Annotated in this window: 16 protein-coding genes and 1 tRNA gene; 9 read left to right on the forward strand and 8 right to left on the reverse strand. The window is 57.8% G+C overall.

Annotation, left to right across the window (positions count from 1 at the left end; translation table 11 throughout):
* Nucleotides 1-13: 13 nt before the first annotated feature.
* The 3 genes from FFT87_RS02160 to FFT87_RS02170 all read right to left on the reverse strand — a co-directional run bounded on the left by FFT87_RS02160 (nt 14) and on the right by FFT87_RS02170 (nt 4,059).
* Nucleotides 14-1,282, reverse strand: a complete 1,269-nt coding sequence (locus tag FFT87_RS02160; protein WP_255560014.1) for a nucleotide sugar dehydrogenase — start codon at nt 1,280-1,282, stop codon at nt 14-16.
* The gene (locus FFT87_RS02165) at nt 1,279-2,538 is read right to left on the reverse strand and encodes an O-antigen ligase (RefSeq protein ID WP_219949747.1); all 1,260 of its coding nucleotides are present in this window, start codon (nt 2,536-2,538) and stop codon (nt 1,279-1,281) included. Before FFT87_RS02165 ends, FFT87_RS02160 begins: the two co-directional genes overlap by 4 nt.
* A gap of 156 nt (nt 2,539-2,694) precedes the next feature.
* The gene (locus FFT87_RS02170; protein ID WP_219949748.1) at nt 2,695-4,059 is read right to left on the reverse strand and encodes a glycosyltransferase family 4 protein; all 1,365 of its coding nucleotides are present in this window, start codon (nt 4,057-4,059) and stop codon (nt 2,695-2,697) included.
* Nucleotides 4,060-4,186: 127 nt separating this feature from the next.
* Here FFT87_RS02170 and FFT87_RS02175 point away from each other — a divergent pair, with 127 nt between their 5' ends.
* Nucleotides 4,187-5,101: a hypothetical protein gene (locus FFT87_RS02175; protein WP_219949749.1), complete on the forward strand. Its 915-nt coding sequence runs from the start codon at nt 4,187-4,189 to the stop codon at nt 5,099-5,101.
* A 16-nt stretch (nt 5,102-5,117) separates the two neighbouring features.
* Nucleotides 5,118-6,200, forward strand: a complete 1,083-nt coding sequence (locus tag FFT87_RS02180; RefSeq protein ID WP_219949750.1) for a glycosyltransferase family A protein — start codon at nt 5,118-5,120, stop codon at nt 6,198-6,200.
* Between the two features lie 55 nt (nt 6,201-6,255).
* Here FFT87_RS02180 and rfbA read toward each other — a convergent pair whose 3' ends face one another.
* From rfbA to FFT87_RS02205, 5 genes are all read right to left on the reverse strand, one after another.
* A complete protein-coding gene (gene rfbA, locus FFT87_RS02185) occupies nt 6,256-7,131 on the reverse strand; it encodes a glucose-1-phosphate thymidylyltransferase RfbA (protein ID WP_219949751.1) in 876 nt (291 codons plus the stop codon).
* Between the two features lie 2 nt (nt 7,132-7,133).
* Nucleotides 7,134-7,748 carry a dTDP-4-dehydrorhamnose 3,5-epimerase family protein gene (locus FFT87_RS02190; RefSeq protein WP_219949752.1) on the reverse strand — a complete coding sequence of 205 codons (615 nt, stop codon included), beginning with the start codon at nt 7,746-7,748 and terminating at the stop codon, nt 7,134-7,136.
* A gap of 95 nt (nt 7,749-7,843) precedes the next feature.
* Nucleotides 7,844-8,587, reverse strand: a complete 744-nt coding sequence (locus FFT87_RS02195; RefSeq protein WP_255560015.1) for an ABC transporter ATP-binding protein — start codon at nt 8,585-8,587, stop codon at nt 7,844-7,846.
* Nucleotides 8,584-9,432, reverse strand: coding sequence for an ABC transporter permease (locus FFT87_RS02200; protein ID WP_219949753.1), 849 nt, complete (start codon nt 9,430-9,432; stop codon nt 8,584-8,586). The genes FFT87_RS02195 and FFT87_RS02200 overlap by 4 nt, the downstream gene beginning before the upstream one ends.
* Before the next feature lie 196 nt (nt 9,433-9,628).
* Nucleotides 9,629-9,712, reverse strand: a tRNA-Leu gene (locus FFT87_RS02205).
* Between the two features lie 219 nt (nt 9,713-9,931).
* Between FFT87_RS02205 and FFT87_RS02210 the strand changes: the two genes are divergently transcribed.
* From FFT87_RS02210 to FFT87_RS02240, 7 genes are all read left to right on the forward strand, one after another.
* Entirely contained in the window at nt 9,932-10,639 is a 708-nt protein-coding gene (locus tag FFT87_RS02210) for a M23 family metallopeptidase (protein ID WP_255560016.1), read from the forward strand.
* A gap of 79 nt (nt 10,640-10,718) precedes the next feature.
* Nucleotides 10,719-11,435, forward strand: coding sequence for a DUF3662 and FHA domain-containing protein (locus FFT87_RS02215; protein ID WP_219949754.1), 717 nt, complete (start codon nt 10,719-10,721; stop codon nt 11,433-11,435).
* Nucleotides 11,432-11,950: an FHA domain-containing protein gene (locus FFT87_RS02220; RefSeq protein ID WP_219949755.1), complete on the forward strand. Its 519-nt coding sequence runs from the start codon at nt 11,432-11,434 to the stop codon at nt 11,948-11,950. The genes FFT87_RS02215 and FFT87_RS02220 overlap by 4 nt, the downstream gene beginning before the upstream one ends.
* A gap of 4 nt (nt 11,951-11,954) precedes the next feature.
* Nucleotides 11,955-13,199 carry a Stp1/IreP family PP2C-type Ser/Thr phosphatase gene (locus FFT87_RS02225; RefSeq protein ID WP_219949756.1) on the forward strand — a complete coding sequence of 415 codons (1,245 nt, stop codon included), beginning with the start codon at nt 11,955-11,957 and terminating at the stop codon, nt 13,197-13,199.
* On the forward strand, nt 13,183-14,628 hold the full coding sequence (locus FFT87_RS02230; RefSeq protein WP_219949757.1) for an FtsW/RodA/SpoVE family cell cycle protein: 1,446 nt from the start codon (nt 13,183-13,185) through the stop codon (nt 14,626-14,628). Before FFT87_RS02225 ends, FFT87_RS02230 begins: the two co-directional genes overlap by 17 nt.
* Entirely contained in the window at nt 14,625-16,079 is a 1,455-nt protein-coding gene (locus FFT87_RS02235; RefSeq protein ID WP_219949758.1) for a penicillin-binding protein 2, read from the forward strand. Before FFT87_RS02230 ends, FFT87_RS02235 begins: the two co-directional genes overlap by 4 nt.
* Nucleotides 16,076-17,758, forward strand: coding sequence for a protein kinase (locus FFT87_RS02240; RefSeq protein WP_219949759.1), 1,683 nt, complete (start codon nt 16,076-16,078; stop codon nt 17,756-17,758). Before FFT87_RS02235 ends, FFT87_RS02240 begins: the two co-directional genes overlap by 4 nt.
* Nucleotides 17,759-17,787: the final 29 nt, after the last annotated feature.

Genomic DNA, 17,787 nt, shown 5'->3' on the forward strand with positions numbered 1-17,787 from the left:
CTATCGACTCGACTCACAGTCGTTCGCTGTTCTTTCCTGACAGCCTATTTTTCGTGTCCAGAATTGGCGTGACTGAGTCGCCGATCAACGCGAGGTCGAACTCATCATGATCTGTGATGAGAACCGCGACATCGGCTCCGGCGAGAGATTCGTGACTCAGTGCGGCTTTCTCGACGCCCTTAGGCCAACGAGCGTCCTCGACCCGCTCGTCGAACGCAACGAGTTCGGCGCCGTATTCGCGGAGGATCTCGATTATGCGCAACGATGGCGACTCACGGATATCGCCAGTGTTCTTCTTATAGGAGAGCCCTACGAGCGCGACGCGGGAGCCTCGCATCGACTTCCCTTGGTTGTTGAGCATCACCATGAGTCGTTGCACGACATAGTCAGGCATGTGATCGTTTACGTCATTTGCCAACTCAACAAAGCGAAAGTTGACCCCGAGTTTTCTTCGCACTTGCCACGAAAGGTAGCTGGGGTCAACGGGAAGACAATGCCCACCGACGCCCGGGCCTGGGGTGAACTTCATGAACCCAAACGGCTTCGTGCTGGCCGCTTCGATGGATTCCCAGACATTGACACCGAGCTGATGTGCGTAGATCGCAAGCTCATTAACGAGAGCGATGTTCACGTGCCGGAAGGTGTTTTCCAGCAGCTTGGTGAGTTCAGCTTCCTTGGGCGTACTCACCGGAACCGTTTGATTCACCAGGTTGTCATAGAAGCCCTTCACGTGAACGAGGGATTCAGCGGTGATTCCAGAAACTACCTTGGGCGTCTCTACGAAGCCCCACACCTTGTTGCCTGGATCGATGCGTTCTGGGCTGTAGCCGACATGGAAGTCGACTCCGCCGACGAGTCCCGAGCCCTTTTCCAAGATCGGGACGAGCAGTTCTTCGGTCGTTCCCGGGTAGGTCGTCGATTCCAGAACCACAACACAGCCCAACTTGAGTAGGGGTGCGAGCGACGCGGCCGAACTTTCAATGAAGCTCAGGTCCGGCAGGCTCTCCCTCAGCGGCGTCGGCACAGTGATCACGGCAACGTCAAATGAGCCGATATCCGAATAGCTAGTCGTCGGAACATAGCTGCCCGAGTTCAGGGCAGAGGCAAGTTCTTCGTGCGAAATATCGTCGACGTAAGAGGTGCCAGCCTTGAGGCTCTCGATGCGGCTAACATCCAAATCAACACCGATAACGCGATACCCCTGCGCGACTGCTCTCATAGCCAAAGGCAAGCCCACATACCCTTGCCCGACCACTACGACAGTCTGCTGCATTTTCGTCATGCGACGACGCTACCACTCTCAGACTGAGCGGACTGGCGCGCGGCAGTGGGAAGCGTGAAGACCAATACCTTGCCGAGTTTTGACTCCGGGGTCAGCGCCAGCGATTGGGCTGCGACCGCCGTGAGCACGGCCAGGATGAACCATCCCTGGGGCTGGGTCTCACTAATCTCACTGATTCCGCGCGCGACGAGAACGACGCCAGCCAAGAGCATCCAGATTCCCGTCGACGGGTCGTGTTGGAGCATGCGGGTTCCGCGCCAGAAGATGAAGACGTACACCAACAGCACAAGAAGAAGACCGATGAGTCCCGTCGTAATAATCCAGTTGAGCATCTCGTTATGGGCGTGATAGATAACTACGCCACCCAAACGACTGGCTACCTTCATGCTCGGAAACCCTTCGGGCGGCCACGACGACGACCAGCCGTAGCCGATAAGTGGGCTTTGCGCCGCAACGCCGAGCAACGTGTCCCAGATCTGGGCGCGACCGTTCAACGATGCGCTCTTTCCGAGAAGAGCTAAGACAGTGGCAAAGTTGGTCGCCGCGACAACAATCGCGCCAAGCGCGACCGCCCCAAAGGCCCAACCCCAGCGGCGGTTTTTCCTCATGAGCACGATAGCTACGCCCGTGAAAAGTACCGCAATTAGGACCAGCAGCGACGTGCGAGACAGCGTCGCGTAGATCGCAACGCACAGCGCCGCCGAAAGGAGAAACTTTCCTGCGAGACCCCTTCTCGAGCGGACCGTCAGCGCTAATGCGGCCGGCAAGCTTTGGAGGAGTGCGTAGGCGAGCCCGTTGCGATTGCCATAGGGACCGATAAGTGCACCGACGTGATTGAACGCACTCTCGGGGCTGAGAATCATGACCGCCACTGTCCACAGGAGGATCACCGCTCCGCTCAGTGCTACTCCCGTAATGATCGTCGGGAGGGGCGAGGAATGGACCAGAATGATCGCGGCCATCGCTAGCGCGAAAAAGGTGACAACGTCTCTCACCGTTTGTGCAGAACTCACACTCCACAGGCTGGATAAAGCCATAAACGCCAGCAGTGCAAACAGCAGCGCAGGCAGCACCAGAACTTTCGGCGGGCGTGAGGAAAATACGGCAAGAACCAGAGTTGTGGTGAGAAGCCCGAGTGAAAGCTCTAGGTTGTTCATGCGCCCGTCGACAGCGAGAGGCGGCACAAGGATCACACAGGCAACGGCAACGACCAGGATGGTCGCGGCATTGTGTAGGTCGCGTTGCCTCAGATTCACGGGAAACCAATCTCTTCTTGCGATGCTAACGAGTTGCCCTCCAGCAACCACCCTCGAATTCTAAGCTCTGCGACGGGACTACCAAGCCGCAGTGGATCGTCGAGGTCAGCAGAGCCACGCCAGCGAAAATCACACGCGACCCGCGCTCGGGCTCGCTCACCGCCGGGAAGTCGCTCTCGAAGTTAGAGCGCGTACCTTGCGCACCGGCGCCAGCAACGCCGACCCCAGCCGCCAGGACATAGTCGTCGTTATGCTGACTCTGGCGTTGTCAATCTCGGTTTCATTCAACGCGAGCAACTCGGGTGATTCGAAGAGTACTCCGAGCGAGCGAGGCATCCAGACGTCTTTTTCCATGGCCCCGACGAGCGCCCTGATCTCACTCACTGTTTTCTCTACCGGGTGCATTTCATGGATAACAGAAGCCTGTTCCAGAGCCGCCTTTCCCATTGCGCGCCGCGCGTCCGTGTCGTCAGCTAGCCGACGAAGCGCCTCCGCGAGCGCCTCCGCACTGCCCGGCTCGATCACATAGCCGTCGACCCCGTCACGGACCAGGCTGCGTGCAATGCCGGTGCGAGTAACCACTACGGGAAGGCCCAAAGCCATGTATTCGAGCGACACCCGCCCAAAGGACTCGTTGAACGACAGTGACAGTCCTACGTCCGCACCGCGAACAGCAGGGAACGGGTTGCTGAGGTCACCGAGAAACTCAACTTGGTCCGCAACCCCCAATCTCTTGAGCCGATCGCGGAACGCCTTCTCGTAGCCGCCGGAGAAAATGCCAATAATGCGGGCTCGAACATCGCGGCCTTCTGCTCGCAAAATGGCAAGCGCTTCGATCAGGACCATCTGACCTTTCGGCTCCGCGATTCGACCCGCAATCACCACGGTTAGGCCGGAGCCCTCAGCTTGCGGCACTAGAGCAGATTCGCCGGCCAATTCGCGCACTCGTTGCGGGGCAAGGGAGGGATGAATCACCCGAAGGCGCTCTCGGGGTATCCACTCCGAGAGATGTTCGAGGAGCTCTGCTGAGTTCGCGACAACTAAGTCAGACAGCATCCCGATGTCAGTGAACGTGTCCTCCCGGCCCAGACGAAAGGAAAGCCCGTGCTCCAGCGAGCCATATTCGTGTGCGAACCAGATATGTGGCACTTGTTCGGCTTTCGCCGCAATTGCCGCCCACGGCGCAACGATGGTGTTGGTAACGACGAGATCGGCGTCGAACTCGCGAATGATGTGTCTCGTCGCGGCAATGGCAGAAACCGCGCGGAGGTTCTCGGTGAACGACAATGGCGCCTGAGCGTCAGGAAACTCGCCTACTAAGGGATCGAAATCAACGGTCCGAAAATCTATACCCCGCCGCTCCATCTCAGGCCGCAGATTGCCTTCGGGATGCGGTGCGATCACGAGGAAGAGCGCGTTCGAATCGAGCACTCTCCACTCATCGAGTAGTTCGACGAGCGCAAGTTCCGCTCCCCCGAAATTGAAGGGTGCAGAGCTATGGGATTGAACGACGATACGCACATTCTTAGACTACGGGACGGTCGTTGCGCTGTGCGCTGTGCCGCTGTGCCGCTGTGCCGCTTAGCGGGTCGTGGGGTCTCGGAGTTCGCCCTTCAGCTAGCGAGCACGTCACTGGTAGAATCTGGCTGTGGCGACTACCGAGGGCAACGGAGCATCACGCTCGCTCACTATTCAGTCGGTGGTTTACCTGAATGAGATTCTCGAGCTCGAGCGTGCGGCGAATGCTGCGCGCGTATCCGCGTCGGCCGCAGTTCGTTCTGGCGTCATAACGTCATGGAAGTATGTGGTCGGAGATTGCTCCCCTTCACCACTCTTCAATTCAGACGACATACGTCGCTATGAGCAATTGGCGTCGCAGGCGGGCGGAGAATTCGTCTACGAGTATTTCGACGAGAATCTGGGCCACGGCGGCGGACACAATCGTCTCGCAGCCCAGGGTACAAGTGACCTTCTGCTCTTTCTCAACCCGGACGGCATTCTGGGCCCCCACGCGGTGTCAGTGCTCGCTCAATGCGTAACCGACGATGTCGGTGCCGCTGACGCGCGGCAGCTCCCCATCGAGCACCCGAAAGAGTTCGACGCAGGTTCAGGAGACACGAGTTGGGCATCCGGTGCCTGCCTCATGACGCAGACCAGCGTGTTTTCGCAGAGCGGAGGCTTCGACAGTGAAACATTCTTCCTCTATGGCGACGATGTCGATTATTCATGGCGCGTCAAGCTCGCTGGCTACCGAGTCGTGCATTGCCCGGCCGCACGTCTGTTTCACGACAAAAGGTTGAGCGTTACTTCTGATGTGACAGCTACCGAAGTCGAGCGCAGATACTCCGCAGAAGCATCACTCTTTCTTGCCGACAAGTTTTCACGTCCCGACCTTGTCGCGTCACTCTCACGATCCTTCATGCGACAGGGAGACTCACATTCTCGTGCCGCTGTAGCGCTCTTGGAATCCCGCCGCGCCTCTAATAGCCTCGCGACACCGCTCGACCGGCAGCACGATGTTGGCCAGTTCGTCAACGGTAACTACGCGCTGCACCGATACTGAGCGGAAAACGACCCTAATGCCTCCAGAACATCCCCCCGCACCAACGCTGCTCAGCCTGTTTGACATGTTCCTCGACCGGGATGCAGCAGACCCTGCCTTCACCGATCATCTTCGTGCTGCCCGCGATCAGCTGCAAGTCTCGCTTTTGGGAGAGACGTCAGACCCCTTCCTCTCCGTTGTCCTGACGACGAACGGCGGCCGCCTGGAAGTTCTCAGTGACGCACTACTCTGCTTGGCAGCGCAGACGGCGCGAGACTTTGAGGTCATTGTCGTCGCGCGCGATTCCGTTGACGACAATCGAGCGCAGATTTCGGCGCTGGTCGATGATTATCGTCCTCTTCTTCCCAATGCCCGCGTGGTCGATGTAACCGGAGCTTCTCGCGCACTTTCGCTCAATGCCGGAGTGCAAAAAGCACAGGGCCGTTATCTTGCGTTCGTTGACGACAGCGATCTCCTGTTTGCCCATTGGGTCGAAACTTTTCATAACGAAGCGCAGTCTCATTCGGGCCGTCTTGTTCGCGCGGTAGCGGGAACGCAAGACATCTCCTCAGAGCGTTGGGCAGATGGTCGCGATGGTTTCCGGGCGCTCACATGGTCGAAAGCCGCCATGGCTGCGGATCAGGGTCCCGTGCACGACGTTGTGTCGAACCTTTCGCCACTGACAAGCATCGCGTTCCCGAGCGCCTTGTTCACGACACTAGGCTTCCGCTTCGACGAGACTCTGACGACCGGCGAAGGCCGGGAAATCATCGCACGCGGCGCATCAATACTCGGCATAGTCTCGGCTTTAGAGTTCACTTCGATCCACCGTCGATGGGCCCATGACGCGTCCGCGAGCGACGAACAAGCTCGCACGCAACAGCAAACGGCGGGGCAACAACTCGTGGCCCGCCTAGACGCCGAGCCGACGTTGCTGCCCGCAGGCGCTGTCTCACATCTTCGGTCCCTCGTCACGGACAAGAATGCGTCGATAGCTCTGCGCCACGTTCTCGCCAGTAAGTCCTGGAGGTTCTTTGGCCCTCTGCGCGCGGTCGTATCGAACGCCAGCAATCTACGTGCACGAGCGCTAGCTCGAGTCCGTCGCCGGCGTTCGAGCTGACTCAGCATCAGCGACCGCGGAAGCCTTGAGCCAAGACGCCAACCGGAGTTTGCTCTTAGCCGTGGATCGTGTTCTCTAAGAGTCCAGTGAGGTAAACCCCATACCCACTCTTGGCAAGCGGGGCAGCGAGGGCGGCAAGCTGGTCATCGTCAATCCAGCCGGCCCGCCACGCGATCTCCTCGATACACCCAACTTTGAATCCCTGACGGTCTTCAATGACGCGAACATACTCGGATGCTTGCATCATCGACTCGAACGTTCCGGTGTCTAGCCAAGCAACACCACGATCGAGCACTTGTACCTGCAAATTGCCTGCGTCGAGATAAAGCTCGTTCAACGTAGTAATTTCCAGTTCACCACGATCACTCGGCTGGATGGTTTTGGCAAGCTCGATCACAGAATTATCGTAGAAGTACAACCCCGGCACCGCATAGTTGCTCTTGGGTTGCTCAGGCTTCTCTTCGATCGAGAGCGCCTTCATATTCTTGTCGAAGTCGACGACACCATAGGAGCGCGGATTCGAGACGTGATAGGCAAAAATCAATCCGCCAGCGAGGTCGCCGTTCGCACGAAGTGAGGTACCAAGACCGGCGCCGTGGAAAATGTTATCCCCCAGCACGAGTGCGACTGATTCATCTCCGATGAACTCTTCGCCGATGATGAATGCCTGCGCGAGACCGTCCGGCGTCGGCTGCACCGCATACTCAATGCTAATCCCGAGATCGCTTCCGTCACCGAGCAGAGCTCGAAACTGATCATTGTATTCGGGGGTGGTAATGACGAGAATCTCTTTGATTCCCGCCATCATCAGTGTCGACAAGGGGTAGTAGATCATTGGCTTGTCATAGATCGGCATCAACTGTTTAGAGATGCCTCTTGTGATTGGCCAGAGTCGTGAGCCGGATCCACCGGCCAGAATAATGCCGCGCATTGCTAGCTTCCCGTCTTCGCGTTAAGCGATTCGTAGTAGGTTCTCGCGCCATCCCAGGTCGGGAGCAGACCGGCATCCCGCGCTTCTGCGAGCGTGGGCGCCTCCACGTCTTTCGGCGACAACAACAGTTCGCCAGCCTCGGGAGGGAACACAAGCCCTACTTCTGGGTCGAGCGGATTGATCCCATGTTCGGCTGAGGCGTTATACGTGTCAGAAACCAAGTAGCTCACTGTCGCGTCATCGGTGAGAGCAACGAAAGCGTGACCAAGGCCCTCCGCTAGGTAGATCGCCTTGCGGTCGACCGTGTCGAGCCGCACTGAGTCCCACTTGCCAAACGTTGGCGAGCCCACGCGAATATCGATGACGTAGTCGATAACGGCACCATGGGTGACCGTTACGTACTTTGCCTGCCCCGGCGGAATATCGGCGAAATGGATGCCTCGAACCACGCCCTTCTTCGACACCGACGTGTTCGCTTGCCGGAGGTTCAGCGGGTGGCCCGCCGCCTCTTCAAGCTTGTCGAAGCGGTACCACTCAAGGAAAACGCCGCGGTCATCAGCTCGCTGGATGGGGGTGATCTCAAAAGAGTCAGGGACCGATAATTCGCGAATTTGCACGAAAACCATACTAGCGTGCGGCCTCCACCGGCCAATGCAGAGCCGTTTTTGCGTCCGTGCGGCTAGCTCCGATTTCGGGTGGCCGCGAAAAACGATTAGTCGTCGAGGCCAGTCAGCGAGTTTTGATACGCGGCAATCGTCGTGTCTGCTGGCCCGACCACCTGCAGTTCACCCTTATTGAGCCACGCCGCCTGATCGCACATCTGTTGCACGACAGTCGTGTCATGACTGACAAGGATGACCGTTCTGCCGTCAACCTTGAAATCTCGGAACTTTTGGAGACACTTGGCTTGGAACTCCGCATCGCCGACCGCCAGCACTTCGTCGACCACAAGAATGTCGGGGTTTACGTTGATCGCGATAGCGAACCCCAGTCGAACGAACATTCCTGAGGAGTAGTTCTTCACTGGCTGGTCGATAAATTCTTCCACGCCCGAGAAATCCACAATCTCGTCGAATTTCGCGGTGATTTGCTTCTTCGTCATTCCGAGGATGGAGCCATTGAGGAAGATGTTCTCGCGACCAGAAAGCTCGTGATGAAATCCAGATCCGACTTCGAGCATCGCCGCCATTTTGCCGTTATGAGTGATGCTTCCCTCATTGGGGTAATAGATGTTCGCGAGGCATTTGAGCAAAGTGGATTTGCCCGAACCGTTACTGCCGATGAGGCCAAAAGTAGAGCCTGCTGGCACGTCGAAACTGACGTCCTTGAGGGCCCAGAAACCCTCGTGCACCGAACGACGCCCACGCATGATCGTCGACTTCAGTGTCTGGTTGCGCTCGTGGTAGAGACGGAAGCTTTTGCTCACCTTGTCTACATGTACCGCAATCTCGCTCACAGGGTCTCCGCCAGATTTCTTTCGTTGCGTCGGAACACGATGACACCGACTATAAAAATGCCGACTGCCCACGCAAGGCAGATCAGCCACGTAATCACATCGGGCCAGCGGTTGTCATACAGCAGGTTCCGGAACAGATCGAGAAAATGCACCATCGGATTTAGGCCGTAAATATCCGTGAGCTGAATGGGCGTTCCGAATAGCCCTCCTAGTTGCTTCGATACATCCGCGACCATCGAACTGGGGTAGATCACTGGGCTGAGGTACAACCACATCTGCAGCAGGATCGTGACAAACCATTGAGTGTCCCGGAAGTAGACATTCGCAACGGAAAGCATGAGGGCCAAGCCAGCACCGAACACGGCAAGAAGCAGCATCGCTACAAGCACGAGCGGAATCCACTGCAACATGATGCTGCCCATAACCCCAACAGCGATTGTCAGAGCAAGAACGAGCACCCCCATCTCGAACATCCAGTTATAGCCAGCTGACCCCACCAAAGACAGGGGCAGGACAATTCGGTTAAAAGACACCTTCTGAATGAGCACAGCATTCTCGACCAGGGAGCCAACGCCCTTCGTAATTACTGTCGAAAGAAAGGTAAACGGCAGCAACCCGCACAGTAGCCACAGGGCAAAGTTGTTCAACCCACTGGGGTCACCGACGTCGGGTTTGATGCGGAAAACCAGCGAGAACACGAACGTATAGATGAGCATGAGCGCGAGCGGATTCGCCAGCGACCACAGTTGCCCGAAGACGGTGCGCTTGTACTTGCCCCGGATTTCACGCAACGTGAGGTTAGAGAGAAGCTCTCTGGAACTCAGTAGTTCCTTAAAAAATCGCATCAACCCTCGCCTAATAGACGGCCGCAAGACCGAAGATCAATCTAGCCTAGAACGTTTCTCGTTGTGGCTTTGGCGGTGCTGGCCAGAGCCGGTCGCTTTGTGCTCTCATCTGACTCTGCGCAGAGGTACGAGGCCGGTAACAAGAACAGCCCCCAAACTTGGCGAGAAACACCAGTTCGAGAGCTGTTCTTCACTGTGCGCGAGGGGGGACTTGAACCCCCACGTCCTTTCGAACACACGGACCTGAACCGTGCGCGTCTACCAATTCCGCCACTCACGCGTGGGTCGAGTTAAACACTCAACTGAGTGAGATTATCACAGCGCTAACATGATCAGCGACTCGGCTTCAAGCACCAATTCACTAACGATTCACAGTTTCGTCATATAAGGTCGATAGCTGCCCGTGTGTGCACAACGCCGGGTTCAACCAGACATGATCAAGGACTGCCGAATCTGGCAGTGCACAGACCACACCCCTGGGGGTTACCGCGTGAAACGAATGCTGACACTCAGCGCAATCATGGCAGTTGTCGTGAGCGTGACGGTTCCAGCCGCAGCACACATGGAACCATCGTCGCGCGATCTTCCATCCACAGCTTCGGCCGCTTCGGCATCCACAATTCTTCAGCAATCTGCTGCCGTCTCTTCGAAAGAAGCCGACGCAGCCATTCCCGCCCAGTCCTTCGCTTCGTCGATAGACGCGGCGATCGCGCCCGCGACGCGAGACGCCCTCGCAATCAAGGCGCCCGTCGTCGAGCCACCACCCGAGCCCGAGCCCGTCTACTCGGGCCCCTCAGGTTCCTTCGCTGGCAGCTACGGTGGAGAGTTCGCCGGTTTTCTCGCAATGTGGCCAGCAAACGCACCCGTCAATGATGGCTTCGGCTACCGCGGCTCTGAGTTCCACGGTGGCATCGACATCATGACCGGCAGCGGCGTGACCCTTGTTTCCGCATCTCCCGGCGTCGTGACTCAGGTCACCTACGGCGGAGGTTGGGGCCAGTACGTCAAAATCGATCACGGCAGTGGAGTTTCTACTCTCTATTCGCACATGATTCAGGGCTCACAGATGGTCTCTCCCGGCCAAACTGTTGCCGCGGGGACTCCCATCGGTTTGAGCGGAAGCACCGGCTATGTCACCGTCGCCCACCTCCACTTTGAGACCTACATCAACGGCACGCGCGTTGACCCGATGGGCCTGCTGCCCTAATTGCTCGGCGTCGGTAACGGGCTAGCCTCTCTCAACAGCTAACATCGACGTACCAACATGAGCTATTACGAGGAGAGCTTTGGGTCTTCTGGACAACTTTGAGCGAGGTCTTGAGCGCGCCGTCAATGGCGCATTCGCCAAGACCTTCAAAAGTGGTCTGCAACCTGTCGAGATAACGAGCGCATTGCGCCGCGAACTCGACACGCAGGCCGCCGTAGTGTCACGCGATCGCATCCTCGTGCCCAATAGCTTTACGGTGCGCCTCAGCCAGACCGACTACCAGCGGATGGTCGGCCTCGGGTCGACCCTCATTTCCGAGTTGACTGAACTTGTCCAGCGTCACGCCACCGCCCAGCATTACTCCTTCTCTGGCGGAATCTCGATTTCACTTTCCGCTGACCCCGCGCTGAGTCAGGGCATGATCGAGGTTGACTCCGTCAGCGTCAAAGGAACGGTCGCCTGGACTCCCGTTCTCGAAATCAACGGCACACGGCATCCCCTCGTACACTCCCGCACCATCATTGGTCGAGGAAGCGAAGCTGACATCACGGTTGATGACAACGGCATCTCCCGTAAACACGTTGAGGTCTTGTGGGACGGCACGAGAGCCGAAGTCAACGATCTCAACTCCACCAACGGGTCCAAATTGAACGGATCTCCGGTTTCCCGCGCACCACTTGCGCCAGAATCCGTGATTGATGTCGGTCGAACCCGTATCGTGTTCCGTGTGCTTGCCCAATCCGCAGATGGCGATCAGTCCTCTGATCACCACAACGACCGGGGGTTCACCCTATGAGTGAACTGACCCTCCTACTATTGCGCGTCGCTTTTCTCGCAATCATGTGGGGCTTCATCTTCGCCATTGTGTACGCCCTTCGCTCGGATCTCTTCGGAGAAAAGGTTCGACGGATGCCCGTGCAGAACTCCTCGCCGGCCGCGGCGCCCTCAGCTCCTCAAGCGCCAGTCACGGCGCAGGCGACAAAGCCCGTGCAACCGGCCCCCGTCTCGGGCAGCTCCCTCGATGCCACGCGTCTAGTTATTGTCTCTGGCTCGAAAGAGGGGCTCGAGATTTCACTGCCCGATGAGCAGCTGACGATCGGCCGTTCAAGCGAGTCTGGTCTAGTGATTCGCGACGACTACACGTCAACGCATCACGCACGACTGTTGCGGTGGGCCGACAGTTGGGTTGTTCAGGATCTCGATTCCACGAACGGCACTTTCCTAGCGGGCCAACGCGTGAGCGTTCCGACCCCTATCCCGTTGAACACGCCAATCAAGATCGGCACTACCAGCTTCGAACTGCGACGGTAACTGGATGGCCACGTCGGGCAACAGCGCTGCCGCATCCCATGTAGGTCGGGTCCGCGCCAATAATCAGGACTCTGCCTACGCGGGCACCCACCTTTTTATCGTTGCGGACGGCATGGGTGGGCACGCTGGCGGCGATGTAGCTTCGGCAATCACGGTCAAGCATGTCGTCGAAGCTGACAGGATCTTCACGGATCCTGACGAAGCGGCCCAGGTGCTCCACGACACGCTGATCGCGGCCAACCACATTCTTTCTGACACCGTTATCGAGCACAATGAGCTCACCGGAATGGGCACCACCGTCAGCGGAATGGTCCGTGTTGGCAACAAGATGGCGATGGCTCACATTGGTGACTCCCGCATCTATTTGCTGCGCGACGGTGAAATGAAGCAAATTACTCACGACCACACGTTCGTTCAACGTTTGGTGGAGAGCGGTCGCATCACGCTAGAAGAGGCGGCAGTGCATCCTCGCCGCTCGGTGTTGATGCGAGTCTTGGGTGACGTAGACGCCTCCCCCGAAATCGATACTGAAGTTTTTGACACCCGGTCAGGCGACCGTTGGTTACTGTGTTCCGATGGCTTGAGCAGTTTTGTCACAGAAGACAAGATTGCGGCAACCTTGCGCCGCGTGACTGACCCGGACGCGGCGACAGAGCGTCTCGTTCAGGCAAGCCTCGATCAGGGTGCGCCAGACAATGTCACCGTTGTGCTCGTCGATATCGGTGACGACGAGACGTCAGCCCACGTCCCACCATTAACTGTTGGTTCGGCTGCCTCGCCCCTGTCGTTCGAGCCGACGATCGCCAAAAAGCCCATTCGCCTGCCGAATCTTCTTCTGCACCCGCTCAAGGCGACCCAGCCAGACGACAGCCACTTCGAGCCGGAATCTGATGAGTACTATCAGGCGATCATCCGTGAGGATCGTCGCCGAGTTCGCCGTCGCCACCTTTCCTGGATCGCATTCATCACCATCACGATTGCGGCCATTGCTGGCGGCCTCATTGTTGGTTACCAATACACGCAACAGCAGTTCTACGTGGGCGCTGATGATGGCCAGGTGGCGATCTACCAGGGTGTTCAACAAGACATCGGCCCCATTTCGATGTCGCACGTCTACCAGGTCACTGATATTCGGATGACTGATCTGCCGTTGTACCGTCGCGCCAGCGTCGAGAACACGATTAACGCGCACGATCTCGAGGATGCTCGCCGAATAGTGAGAACGTTGTCTGATGCCCGCCTCCCCTAGCCAAGACGCTCGCGCCTCGGCTACGGCCGGCCCGCGAGCGATCACCGAAAGCATCCGCCTTAAGCTGCGGGTGCCTGCCCGCCTGCGCAATCTCGAGATGCTCCTCGTTGTGGTGGCAATTCTCATCAACCTCGGTTCCATCGCTCTCGTGCAATTGGGTGCGATCGGTCACCTCGGGTTCACGGTCCTTGGCCTTTCGGGGTTGCTTGGCGTTCTCGTCTTCGGCATGCACATCACTCTTCGGGTGACGGCGCGGGATGCTGATCCGCTGATTCTGCCCATAATCACGGTGCTCAATGGGCTCGGTATCGCCATGATTTATCGTCTCGACCTGGCAAAGGAAGCTACGGGGTGGTCAAGCGGCGGCATCCGTCAGATCGTCTGGACAGGCATTGCCATCATCATTGCGATGGCGGTTCTCCTCATCATCAAGAATCACCGCGTTCTGCAGCGTTACCGTTACATCGCGATGTTCAGCGGCATCGTTTTGCTGCTGCTGCCGCTGGCTCCGGTTATCGGAGATGTCCGCTTTGGTGCGCGCCTGTGGGTTCAGTTCGGCTTGTTCTCGTTCCAGCCGGGTGAACTTGCCAAGATTGCGCTCGCTGTTTTCTTCGCCGGTTATCTGGTGTCAGCGCGAGACTCACTCTCGATGGTTGGCCGCAAGGTGCTGGGGATGACTTTCCCGCGGGCTCGTGATCTTGGGCCCATCATTGTTGTCTTTGTAGCTTCCATGCTCGTGCTGATCTTCCAACGCGATATGGGAACGGCCCTGCTCTACTTCGGCCTGTTTCTCGTGATGATTTACGTCGCTACCGGGCGTTCAAGTTGGATTGTGCTCGGGATGGCCATGTTCTTGGGGGGCGCTTTTGTCGCCAGCCGGTACCTGACCTACATTTCAGGGCGCATCGACGCTTGGCTCGATCCTTTCAATCCAGAGGTTTACAACGCAGAGGGTGGGAGCTATCAGCTGGCGCAAGGGCTCTTTGGACTCGCCGACGGCGGGCTCATAGGCACCGGGTTCGGTCGCGGAAGCCCCAATATCACCCCCCTCGCCGAGAGCGACTACATCATCTCAGCGCTTGGCGAAGAGCTAGGTCTTATCGGCATTTTCGCAATTCTGGCGTTGTACCTTCTCTTTGTGTCTCGTGGATTCCGCATCGGCTTTGCCGGTCAAGATGATTTCGGCCGCCTCTTAGGGGTCGGTCTCGCTTTCGTGATCGCGCTCCAGGTGTTTGTCGTCATCGGTGGTGTCACCCGCGTTATTCCGCTGACCGGTCTTACGACCCCGTTCTTGGCCGCCGGAGGTTCGTCCTTGGTCGCTAACTGGATCATTGCGGCCCTGTTGTTGCGACTCTCAGATACTGTGCGTCACCAGCCTCAACTTGTTATTGAGCCGTCCCTTGACAACCGATCGGTGGTGGGGCAGTGAACCGCGAACTCAAACGCGTAAGCACGGTGGTGTTGCTGATGTTCGTGAGCTTATTTATCTCTAGCTCCATAATTCAGGTTGTTACCGCCGATAGCCTGCAGGCGGATGGCCGAAACGTACGCACCCTTTACGCAAGTTACTCAGCCGAACGCGGTCCGATTCTGGTGGATGGCGTTGCCATCGCCCTATCTGAACCTGCTGACGATGAATTCAAGTTTTTGCGGGTCTACCCTCAGGGTGAGCTGTACGCGCCCGTCACCGGGTACCTCACGTTGAACCAGGGAAACACTGGCCTCGAAAATTCACTTAATGACTATTTGAGTGGATCATCCAACGATCAGTTCTTCGATCAGGTCAATTCAATCTTGACGGGCCAGAACCCGACGGGCGCTGCAGTCGAGCTCACTATCGATCCTGTGGTTCAGCAGGCTGCATGGGATGCGCTCGGTGACTATAAGGGTGCCGTCGTCGCGATTAACCCCAAGACCGGCGAAGTCCTGGCAATGGTTTCGAAACCAACTTTCGATCCGAATGAACTTGCCGTGCACGACACTGCTGCGGTGATCGACGCCTATGACCGTCTCCTCAACGACCCGGATGGTCCATTCTTCAACCGCACTCTTGCTGGCCCATTGGATCCTCCTGGGTCGACGTTCAAACTTGTTGTTGCGGCGGCCGCACTCGAGAGCGGCGAGTACACGGCCAGCAGCACTTTCCCGAACCCCGCAGAACTTCAGCTCCCCGAGACCTCCTTTGTCATCAGCAACGCCGACAGCGCAACCTGCGGTAGCGGAAGCACAGCGTCGATCGCTACCGCGATCCGCCTGTCGTGCAACATCCCGTTTGCCCAGCTTGGCGACGCTTTGGGCTCGAACGCGATTCGTGAACAGGCCAACAAATTTGGCTTCAATGAGAGCGTCTCCATTCCTCTTGATTCGACCGAAAGCGTTTACCCCCGCGCGCTTGACCAGCCGCAAACAATGCTCTCGGCATTCGGCCAATCCAGCGTTCGAGCATCACCGTTACAGATTGCGATGGTTTCGATGGCGATCGCGAACAGCGGCACGCTTATGCAACCCAACCTTGTTGAGAGCATCATGGCATCCGATCTCACAACGATCCAGTCCTTCGAACCGACCCTTTTCGGTCAGGCAATTAGTCCGCAAACGGCGGCCGCGCTCACCCAGATGATGGTGGACGGGGTCAACAACGGGGCAGCTTCTAATGCCGGCATTGATGGGGTCGAGGTCGCAGGAAAGACCGGTACAGCAGAGAACGGGGAAGGTGAGCCCTACACACTGTGGTTCACTGGATTCGCGCCGGCAAATGATCCAGAAGTTGTTGTCGCGGTAGTTGTCCAAGATGGTGGCGGGCTAGGACAGTCCGGTACCTCTAGTGGCATCTCCGCACCAATTGGGCGTCAAGTACTAGAGGCGGTGCTAAACAGATGAGACCAACGAGCGGACTCACATTCGGCGGTAGATACCAACTCTCCAGTCGCGTAGCGATTGGTGGCATGGGCGAGGTGTGGCAAGCCACAGACCTCGTAATAGGTCGAACGGTTGCGATCAAAATCCTCAAGGATGAGTATCTTGGCGACCCCGGTTTCCTTGAGCGCTTTCGCGCGGAAGCTCGTCACGCCGCACTCGTTAACCACGAGGGCATCGCTAATGTCTTCGACTACGGCGAGGAAGACGGTAGTGCTTACCTCGTCATGGAGCTTGTTCCCGGCGAAGCTCTCAGCGCGATCATCGAACGTGAGCGGGTGCTCGATCCTGACCGCGTGCTCGACATGGTCGCTCAAACCGCTGCGGCACTCCAGGCTGCTCACGCGGCAGGTCTCGTGCACCGCGACATCAAGCCCGGAAACCTTCTCATCACTCCAGAAGGTCGCGTCAAAATCACCGACTTCGGAATTGCTCGCATTGCGGACCAAGTACCGCTCACGGCAACTGGTCAAGTCATGGGAACAGTGCAATATTTGTCCCCAGAGCAGGCCAGCGGTCATCCGGCATCGCCAACGACCGACATCTACTCCCTCGGCATTGTCGCGTACGAGGCATTAGCCGGGCGTCGTCCGTTCACGGGCGAATCTCAAGTCGCGATCGCGATGGCGCAGATCAACGAGACTCCGCCTGAGCTGCCGATGACGGTGTCTGAACCGGTGCGCAATCTGGTTTACGCTTGCCTCGCTAAATCGCCAGGAGATCGTCCGGCATCCGCATCGCACCTGTCACGTGCGGCTCAGTCGCTACGTCGTGGTGACGTCGCTGCCGCAGCAACGGCCGTCCCCGGAATTTTGGGAGATAACTCTCATGCCGCGACGGTCGGGCTCAACTACGGCAATTCCACCCAAGCAACCCGAGTTTTGAACACCGCAGGGGCTACTGGTGTTACGACGACTGCACTCGTCGATGAGCCCAAGAAGCGCAATCCCTGGACGTGGCCTATCGTCGCGCTCATTTCCTTGCTTGCCGTTGTGTTGATCGCCGTGATCATCGCGCTGCTCGCAAACCCCGACGAAGAAGTGCCGGTCGCGCCCACCTCCGGCACACCGACGTCGAGTGCGCCGACACCGTCAGTAGAACCGACAGCGGAAAAGGTTTCCCTCGCTGAAGATGAGGTGCTCGATCGCTACCAAGATGCTGTTCAGCAGATCCTCGACGAAAAGGGTCTCGTTCTTGATCCTCGGGTCGGAAGTGCTGCAGAGTCCATCGAAAAGGTCGGACTTTCGTATTCCGTAACACCGGTCGGTAACGTCACGGAAGGCTCAACCATCACGGTCTACTTCTATGACAAAGTTGCCGTAGCCCCAACCCCCACTCCTACAGTCCCGATAGCGAACACCATCACTCCCGGCGGGCCGTACCTGCCGGATGCCGTCGTGACGGTCAAGTGGGCGACCTACACGGGATGCCCCGATGGATATCCGCTCTCTGGCTTCAACTTCCTTATTCAGGGTGGCCCGGATTCTGGAACCTCCGCACAGGATCCAAACAGCACGGGCTTCGACATCCAGCTCCCGTCAACGGTCGGGGAGTCGACCACAGTTTCGTACAGCGCCGTATGCACGGGTCTCTCGGACTCGCCGAAATCGTCGCCAGTTACCGTGACCGTTGGGGCTCCGTAACCAAAGATCAAGAAGAGCAGCCGATAGAC

The organism is Salinibacterium sp. M195 (genome assembly GCF_019443965.1).
In the GTDB taxonomy this organism is placed as follows: Bacteria; Actinomycetota; Actinomycetes; order Actinomycetales; family Microbacteriaceae; genus Rhodoglobus.